Source organism: Pseudoalteromonas sp. S558 (assembly GCF_005886635.1).
In the GTDB taxonomy this organism is placed as follows: Bacteria; Pseudomonadota; Gammaproteobacteria; order Enterobacterales; family Alteromonadaceae; genus Pseudoalteromonas; species Pseudoalteromonas aliena.
Genome location: NZ_PNDU01000297.1, coordinates 1 through 3,047, shown reverse-complemented (window position 1 = coordinate 3,047; position 3,047 = coordinate 1). Strand labels below are relative to the sequence as shown.

The 3,047-nt window shown below is 37.8% G+C and carries 2 protein-coding genes; both read left to right on the top strand.

Features of this window, described 5'->3' with window-relative positions; translation table 11 throughout:
• Nucleotides 1-160: 160 nt before the first annotated feature.
• Nucleotides 161-2,356, top strand: coding sequence for an LruC domain-containing protein (locus CWB66_RS17455; RefSeq protein ID WP_138586367.1), 2,196 nt, complete (start codon nt 161-163; stop codon nt 2,354-2,356).
• The gene (locus CWB66_RS17450) at nt 2,356-2,814 is read left to right on the top strand and encodes a hypothetical protein (RefSeq protein WP_138586366.1); all 459 of its coding nucleotides are present in this window, start codon (nt 2,356-2,358) and stop codon (nt 2,812-2,814) included. Before CWB66_RS17455 ends, CWB66_RS17450 begins: the two co-directional genes overlap by 1 nt.
• Nucleotides 2,815-3,047 lie beyond the last annotated feature (233 nt).

The window sequence follows — 3,047 nt, the reverse complement described above, 5'->3', positions numbered from 1 at the left end:
GAGTCCATATAAGGCCCTAGTTTGCATAATGAAAATAAAATGATTGCAACATGCACAAAATAATTTAGCTATATTTTTTTTGCTTTAAAATTCATGTGATTATAATCTGGAGTGAGGCTTGCATTAATATTTGCACTTAATAAATAAGGGCGAACTTATTATGAAATTAACCCAACTTACCACAGCATGCTTATCATTAATTCCCTGCGTTGTTTTTAGTCAATCATTTGATACATGCCCTAGTCAGGCTTTTTTGATGCAAGACTCTAAAGCGCAACTTTATGGTATAGATTTAGTTTCAGCCAAACCGACTGTTTTATCTTCACAATTAACCTTTGCAAATGAAGTCAATAATGAAAGTGTTAACGCAATTGGTTTTAACTATAAAGATCAGTATCTATATGGTTTTAGCAAGCAATCACCTAGTAGTATTGTGCAAATAGGTGATGATTTTGAAATGAAACGCTTGGATGTTAATGGCCTTCCAGCAACTAACTTTTACGTTGGCGATATTCAAGTAACAGGAGATGGAAGCAGCCAACGCGCATCGTATTTTGTGTACCATCCTAATTATGGGCTTTACTCTATTGACTTAAATGGGGATTTAGATGGCGCTATCACAGCCGAACTTCTACCTAACACTAATAATTGGAAGTTAAGTATATTTGATTTTGCATTTCATCCTACAAGTAACTTGCTCTACGCCGTTGAGTCTAACGGAGACTTACACGAAATAAATATTGCAGCAAATACAAGCAAGTTTATCACGCAAGTAGATATTGGCGACGATACGGGGGCATTTGGTGCTGCCTATTTTGACATTAACGGACAGTTTTATTTTAGTAATAATAAAAGTGGTAAAATTCATAAGGTTGATTTAAAAGTTAGTCCGGTTGTAGGCTACACACCGATAGCAAATGTATTTACGTCAGGTCCTAAATCAAGCCAAAATGATGGTGCACGCTGCGCCATTGCAGAAGTAAAAGTGACAGACAGCTCAATTGATTTTGGTGATGCACCAGCACCTTACAACACAAGTTTGGAGCAAAGTGGTGCAAGGCATTTATTCGATCCTAACAGTACTGGCAGTGATTTAATTTATTTAGGTGATTCGGTTGATGGTGAAAATATAAATACGGATGCTGATTTAATTAATACCCCAATTGATGCCTCTGATGATGGCGTAAGCTTTGTAACAGCAATATCAGCAGGGCAAAGCAGCCAAATTATTGTTAACGCGTCAGCATCGAGCTTTTTATATGCATGGTTTGACTGGGACCAAAATGGCACTTTTAGCGAAGACGAAAGAGTGGTTACCAAATTAGCCGTGAATCAAGGTGATAACAGCATTTTAATCAGTGTCCCTAGCAACACAAAATCAGGCCAAACATGGGCACGTTTTAGGGTTACAGATGGCACAGAAGCATCACTCATTACAGCCACGGGTGGCGTACTAGGCGGAGAAGTTGAAGATTACGAAATCACAACATTTGCAAGCGCAGTTTATCCTGGTGAGAACGATTGGGTAACACTTGCCTATGAGGATAAATGGCCGTATGCAGGTGATTATGATTTTAATGATGTAGTTATTAATTACAGAACGACCCAGCTAATAGAGGGAAGTAATGTGGTTGGCTACAAAATTGATGGTCAGCTTATAGGCATAGGTGCTACTTATCATAATGGTTTTGCGGTGAGGTTAAAAGAAACAATAAATGGAGAATCACGTTCTATTTTAAGTAGTGAAGTTGATGAAGATGCCATTGTGTTTGTTATAGATGGTCAACTTCAAAGTGAAAGTTATTTAGAAGCAAACCGTAATGATGCGATACTAATTTTTATGCAAGATACATGGACTCATGTATCTAAACAAACTGGCTGTAGCTACTTTAGGACAGAAGATAACTGTGACACGAATGTTAAAGTAACATTTAGTATGACTATTCCATTAAAAGCTCCAAAAGCAAAAGCGGCTTCGCCAGGTTCACTTCTTGATCCCTTTATTTTTGCATCAGAGGGCTTTTATCATGGTGATTTTTTAATAGATAAAGAAGCTAGAAGCTGGGAAGTGCATGTAAAAAACCAGGCGCCAACTGAAGCATTCGATTCCTCACTATATAATTTTGCTGGCTCTGACGATGTGAGCGATCAAGCTCGGGGTTTATATTTTCTTAGCCAGAGCGGTTTACCTTGGGCAATGGAAGTAGGTATGCAATGGCTACATCCGTTAGAGGGGGTTGATATCACAGACGCTTATGAGAGTTTTGCTGAATTTGCTGAATCTTCTGGCAAACAAAAATCACAATGGTTTAACGATTATAGTATCAGTAATGTTGTTTTAAAAGGGGAACAATAATGAAAAAATCTATCATAATTTTAACACTATCAATGACTTTAACTGCATGTGGAGGAGGTGGTTCTGAGGAGACAAAAGCCCCTGCAACCGTCTCGGCACCTGCTCCTTCTTCAACAGAAGCCACTAAACCAACCGGTATAAATGCTTTAAAAATTGATGAGCAGTTTAATCTCTCCACTAAATATTCACTAAATTTGGATGTTGAGCTTGGGTTTGGTGATGTAAGAGCATATTTAAATGTATGTCAAAAGAAAGCATCGGCACAGCGAGCAGATTATAATAATTGTATTTATAGAGGCCCACTTGCAAATAGTGCGCTTGAAACACAGCTTATCTTAAGCAGGCAAGATATTGATTTAGTCGCTGAGGTTTGGTTTTATGATAGCTCGACAGAGCCCCTTTCATATACGTGGCAATATGAACCAAACAAAGAACAACAGTTATTTACGATGAGGTAATCTATCAAGTCCTGTTGATCATTCGAGATTGAATCTACAGCAGTAGGTTTGGTATTTAACCTGAGCTCTGGTTAAGAAATTTACTAACGTATTGAATCATGGTGATATTTAAATTTATTTTCTCTAGCCAGAGATTTTCAGTGAAAACAAGGCGTATTTACGCGTCAATAGCTGGCCTATTGCAAGTAAATTCAACGCAGTTAGCGCTGAAAATAGCTGCTCGAGATAGATTT

Coding starts and splice junctions, on each gene's coding strand:
- CWB66_RS17455 (WP_138586367.1), top strand. CDS start 161: ATGAAATTAACCCAACTTACCACAGCATGCTTATCATTAATTCCCTGC.
- CWB66_RS17450 (WP_138586366.1), top strand. CDS start 2,356: ATGAAAAAATCTATCATAATTTTAACACTATCAATGACTTTAACTGCA.